The organism is Myxococcus sp. AB025B (genome assembly GCF_006518215.1).
GTDB lineage: Bacteria > Myxococcota > Myxococcia > Myxococcales > Myxococcaceae > Myxococcus > Myxococcus fulvus.
On the sequence record NZ_SRLW01000475.1, the window covers coordinates 1 to 5,045 of the forward strand.

At 72.0% G+C, this 5,045-nt stretch carries 5 protein-coding genes and 1 CRISPR repeat array; of the genes, 4 read left to right on the forward strand and 1 reads right to left on the reverse strand.

Translation table 11 applies throughout. The annotated features are described in order from the left end of the window. On the forward strand, positions 1-267 hold a 267-nt coding region (locus tag FL311_RS41055; RefSeq protein WP_141333071.1), incomplete at its 5' end, for an SAVED domain-containing protein. A gap of 17 nt (positions 268-284) precedes the next feature. Further along, positions 285-536: direct repeats of the CRISPR family, unit length 37 nt; unit sequence ACCGTCGCTCGCCGTGATGCCGGAAGGCGTTGAGCAC. 24 nt (positions 537-560) lie between these two features. Further along, entirely contained in the window at positions 561-926 is a 366-nt protein-coding gene (locus FL311_RS46380; protein ID WP_342394531.1) for a DUF1629 domain-containing protein, read from the forward strand. An 18-nt stretch (positions 927-944) separates the two neighbouring features. Here FL311_RS46380 and FL311_RS46035 read toward each other — a convergent pair whose 3' ends face one another. Next, positions 945-1,067 carry a hypothetical protein gene (locus tag FL311_RS46035; RefSeq protein WP_255510408.1) on the reverse strand — a complete coding sequence of 41 codons (123 nt, stop codon included), beginning with the start codon at positions 1,065-1,067 and terminating at the stop codon, positions 945-947. A 176-nt stretch (positions 1,068-1,243) separates the two neighbouring features. Here FL311_RS46035 and FL311_RS41065 point away from each other — a divergent pair, with 176 nt between their 5' ends. Beyond that, complete coding sequence (locus FL311_RS41065) at positions 1,244-4,228, forward strand: DEAD/DEAH box helicase (RefSeq protein WP_141333072.1); 2,985 nt, start codon at positions 1,244-1,246, stop codon at positions 4,226-4,228. Next, positions 4,225-5,045: SWIM zinc finger family protein (locus tag FL311_RS41070; protein ID WP_141333073.1), on the forward strand; the 821-nt coding region annotated here is incomplete at its 3' end. The genes FL311_RS41065 and FL311_RS41070, both read left to right, overlap by 4 nt.

Genomic DNA, 5,045 nt, shown 5'->3' on the forward strand with positions numbered 1-5,045 from the left:
GTGTTGGTGCTGGAGCCGGAGGAGGGGACGGGGGACGGCGCGGTGCGCTCGGCGGGGGACGCGGTGGCGTTCGCCGTGCAGGCTCGGGAGTTCATTCGTCGCGCGCGGAGCCGGTACCGGGTGAGGATGACACACCTGTTGCTCTTCGCGCCCTCGACGTGTGCCTTGTTCCTGGGACAGCGGCTCAACGCCGTCGGGCCCGTGGTGGTGCATGAGCTCGCGCTGGATGGACGGTATGTGCCCGTGCTCACGGTGCAGACGGGGTGAGGGGCCGTACAGAATGGGCTGCCGCTCGCCGTGATGTCGGAAGGCGTTGAGCACGCGTCAGCGGCAGCGTAGGCGGCGTAGTCGGCGCCGCTTGCCGTGATGCCGGAAGGCGTTGAGCACTAGCCCTCGTAGTACGCCTGCTCGAGGGCCGTCTGCTGGCCGCCGCTCGCCGTGATGCCGGAAGGCGTTGAGCACTAGGGAGTGATTTTGGAGGGGATGCGCTTCAGCTTCTACCGTCGCTCGCCGTGATGCCGGAAGGCGTTGAGCACGTGGCGACGTCGTGATTCATGCCGATGCGGCTCCGTCGCGGCCTGTCGGGTCGCGCTCGAGAGGGAGCTTGCTCGAATCGCGCGGGATCTCGTAAGGGAAGGGTCCAAGCTGCGGAAGCTCGTCGTGAAGGGCGCCGAGGAGTGAGTCGTGGAGCGACGGTTCTTCGAGACGAAGCCTCCGAAGAGGTCCAGCTCCGCACCGCGGAGGACCATGAGGACCGGATTGGAGAGTATGGTTCCGTCATCGGGTTGCGAATCGACAAGTCGAAGGTCGGCGCCGAGAAGGTGTTTCGATTGTGGGGTTGGCGGGTGCCGCTCATCGTCGACGAAGAGGTGAAGGATGCCTTGGAGGCGAACGGCATCCAGGGCGGACGATTCGACGAGGTGTGAGGCCGGGAGGTCACAGCCTCAGGGCAGCGTCACGGGGATGGACTGGAGCGCTCCACCCGGGATGTCCGTGGGGAGCATCAGCTCGGGGCGGCCTCCCGGCGTGCCTCCGTTCTTGTACGTGTTGAGCTGCCTCGAAATCATCCACTGGCCCGGCGGCCCCCACCCGGGCGCACGCCGGCCGAGGTCTCCTGTTCAGTCCCTGATATCTCCAGTCACCACCCCTTGGCTGGAGGCGGGAAGGCGAGCCGATGACCCGCGCCCCCGCTCCCGTTTCTTTGTCCTGGTGCCTCAAGGCATCGGGCTTACATTCCAGTCCGATGCCCCTCGTCTTCCTGCCCGACGTCGAGTCGCTGTTCCTTTGGGGAACCGAGCCGCTCCCTCGCGTGCTCTCCGACCTGCGCGGCTCGGGCGACGCCTCCTCCACCCTCCTCGTCACGCCCGACGGGCCTCACGCGTGCGAGGGGCGCGCGTTGCCGCTCGCCGCCACCGTCGAGCGACTCGCCGTGGTGCCCGCCTCCGAGGTCGACACGTTCCCCGGCTCCCTCGCGCTCTGGACGCTCGCCAGCAAGCTCGCGCTGGAGTTCATCGCGCGGGAGCGCGTAGCGCCCACTCTCCTGCGCAGGAATGAGCGCATCGAGGCGCGCTGGGCCGCGGCCCTCTCCGCCGCAGAGGACTCCGGCCGCGTCGTCGCCCTTGCCCGGAGCATGCCCGCCGCCGCCCACGCCGTCCCCGTGGACGCCGGTCCCACTCCCTCCGTCTGGGCCCCCGAGGCCCTGCTGCGCGCCTTCCTCGACGCCACCGTGGATGCCTTCGTTCGCGCCGCGCGCGGCGGTGGGCCCTCGCTGCCTCCTCGCGCCACCTCGCGTCGCCCGGCCTCATGGGACGAGCGCTGGCGCGCGGCGCTCTCCGGGCCTCGCCGCGACTTCGCCCCCGAGGGCTTCGCCGAGCGCTCCGTCGTCGACGAGCTGACGCGCTGGAGCGAGCCCGCGCTCGGCGCGAGGGACCGGCTGCGCGCCTGCTTCCGGCTCGAGCCTCCGACGGCGGACCGCGAGCCCTTCGTGCTGAGCTTCCACCTCCAGGCCCCGGATGACCCGAGCCTGCTCGTGTCCGCCGCCGACGTCTGGGAGACCCGCGGACGCCACCTGGAGAAGCTCGGCCGCGCCTTCCGTGACCCGCAGGAGTCGCTGCTCGAGGCGCTCGGCCGCGCCGCCCGGCTCTTCTCCCCCATCGGCCTCGTGCTCGAAAGCCCCCGCCCCCAGGCCCTCCTGCTCGAACCCGACACCGCGTGGACGTTCCTCTCCGAGGGCGCTCGGTTGCTCGCCGACGCGGGCTTCGGTGTCATCGTCCCCGGTGAGCTCACCTCTTCGGGCCGACGCCGTCTGCGTCTGCGCATGCGCGTAGGCGCGAGCGTCCAGACCGCCGGCGTCGTCGAGGGCACCTCGGGCCTGGGGCTCGACTCGCTCCTTCGCGTGGACTGGGACGCCGTGCTGGGCGACACGCCGCTCTCCGCACGCGAGCTCGCGCTGCTCGCCCAGCGCAAGGCCCCGCTCGTGCGCTTCCGCGGCGCGTGGGTCGCGGTGGATCCCCACGAGCTCGACGCCATCCAGCGCCACCTCGCCGAGGGCCCCGGCCACCTGTCCGCGAGCGAGGCCGTGCGCGTGGCCCTGCTCGGAGAGACGCGACACGGACAGCTCCCCGTCACCGTCCTCGCCACCGGCGCGCTCGAGGAGCGCCTGGGCCGGCTGCGCTCGGGCGGCACCACCGCGCAGCCCGCCCCCGAGGCCCTGCGCGCCACGCTGCGGCCGTATCAATCGCGGGGACTGCACTGGCTGGACACCCTGGCGTCGCTCGGCCTCGGCGCGTGCCTGGCCGACGACATGGGCCTGGGCAAGACGGTGCAGGTGCTGGCCTTCCTGCTCCGGAGGCTCGAGCGTGCTCCGCGCGAGGTGCGCCCCACGCTGCTGGTGGCGCCCACCTCCGTGGTGGGCAACTGGGAGCGCGAGGTCGCCCGCTTCGCTCCCTCGCTGCGCCTGACGCCCCACTACGGCGCCGAGCGCGCTCGCGCGGTGAAGGACCTCCCGCGCGGTCCGGGCTCGCTCGTGCTCACCTCCTACGGCCTGCTGCGCCGCGACGCCGAGCTGCTCGCGCGCATGGACTGGGCCACGGTGGTGCTCGACGAGGCGCAGAACATCAAGAACGCCGCCTCGGCCACGGCGCGCGCGGCCCGGGCGCTCTCCGCCAGCGAGCGCTTCGCCCTCACGGGGACTCCGGTGGAGAACCGCCTCGCGGAGCTGTGGTCCATCCTCGAGTTCGCCAACCCTGGCCTGCTCGGGCCGCTGGAGACCTTCCGGCGCGAGCTGGCGCTGCCCATCGAGCGCTATGGCAGCCAGGACGCCGCGCAGCGCCTGCGCCGCATCACCGGCCCGTTCGTCCTGCGCCGCCTCAAGAGCGACCCGAACATCATCGCGGACCTGCCGGCGAAGAACGAGATGAAGGTCGTCTGCACGCTCACGCGTGAGCAGGCCTCGCTCTACAAGGCCGTGGTGGACGAGGAGCTGCGCCGCATCGAGGACGCCGACGGCATCGAGCGCCGGGGCCGCGTGCTCGCGCTGCTGCTGTTCACCAAGCAGATAGCCAACCACCCCGCGCAATACCTCGGGGAGTTGGGGCCCTTGCCGGGGCGCTCGGGGAAGCTGGCGCGCGTGACGGAGATGCTCGAGGAGGCCCTGTCCGCAGGGGACAAGGCGCTCGTCTTCACCCAGTTCCGGGAGATGGGGGACCGGCTGGTGGCGCACCTGTCGGAGCAGCTGGGGCAGGAGGTGCTGTTCCTGCACGGCGGCACGTCGCGCAAGGCGCGCGATGCGCTGGTGCGCCGCTTCCAGGAAGAGCCCCACGGCCCGCGCGTCTTCGTGCTGTCCGTCAAGGCCGGCGGCACGGGCCTCAACCTGACGGCGGCGAGCCATGTCTTCCATTACGACCGCTGGTGGAACCCCGCCGTCGAGGACCAGGCCACGGACCGCGCGTACCGCATCGGCCAGACGCGCGCGGTGCAGGTCCACAAGCTGGTGTGCGCGGGCACCGTCGAGGAGAAGATAGACACGCTGCTCGAGCAGAAGCGCAGGCTCGCCGAGCGTGTCGTGGACACGGGCGAGCACTGGGTGACCGAGCTGGACACGGCGGCGCTGCGCGAGCTGTTCTCGCTGTCCTCGGGCGCCGTCGCGGACGAGGCGGAGGAGCACGAGGCGCCCGGGCCGAGCGCACTCCGACGACGCGCGCCGCGCCGGAAGGGGGTGGCGTCATGAGCCGCTGGAATGACTGGGGTTGGACGTCCGCGCCGAAGCGGCCGCCTCCCGAGCACGGCATCAAGATGAAGAAGGCCGGCGTCACGTGGTGGGGCCAGCGCTGGTTGGAGGCGCTCGAGCGCGTGCTGGCGGGGGACTCGAAGCGACTGGCCCGAGGGCGCACGTACGCGCGGGCCGGGCGGACGCATGACCTGGTCATCCGCGGGGGCGAGGTCACCGCGAAGGTGACGGGCTCGCGGCCCCGGCCCTATGTCATCTCGCTGAAGCTGGGACAGCTCGACGAGGACGTGTGGACGAAGGCCATCGCCGGGATGGGCGGCAAGGCGCAGTACAGCGCGGAGCTGCTGGCGGGGTCGATGCCCCAGGACATCGACGTGGTGTTCCGCGCGGCGGGCGTGAGCCTGTTCCCGCAGCGGCGCGAGGACCTGGTGACGAGCTGCTCCTGCCCGGACTGGGGAGACCCGTGCAAGCACGTGGCCGCCACGCACTATGTGCTCGGCGAGGCGCTGGACCGCGACCCGTTCCTCCTGTTCGAGCTTCGCGGCAGGACGAAGGAGCAGGTGCTGGGGGCCCTGCGGGCCACGCGCGGGAGCGGGAAGGCGGGCGCGCGGCGTCCGGCTTCGCCTTCGACGAAGCAGCGGGGGAAGTCGGAGGCGCTGGGCGTCGTCCCCGAGGTGCCGGGGGTGAGGTTGGGGAAGCTGACCTCGGCGGACTATGACCAGCCGCGCGCGCCGCTGCCCGCGCTGAGTTTCTCGTTCGACGCGCCGGAGCTGGAGGGGGCGGTGCTGCGGCAGTTGGGGACGCCGTCATCCTGGGG

Bases quoted from the DNA above. Each gene is read 5' to 3' on its own strand.
- FL311_RS41065 (WP_141333072.1), top strand. From the start codon at position 1,244: ATGCCCCTCGTCTTCCTGCCCGACGTCGAGTCGCTGTTCCTTTGGGGA.
- FL311_RS46035 (WP_255510408.1), bottom strand. From the start codon at position 1,067: ATGATTTCGAGGCAGCTCAACACGTACAAGAACGGAGGCACGCCGGGA.
- FL311_RS46380 (WP_342394531.1), top strand. From the start codon at position 561: ATGCGGCTCCGTCGCGGCCTGTCGGGTCGCGCTCGAGAGGGAGCTTGC.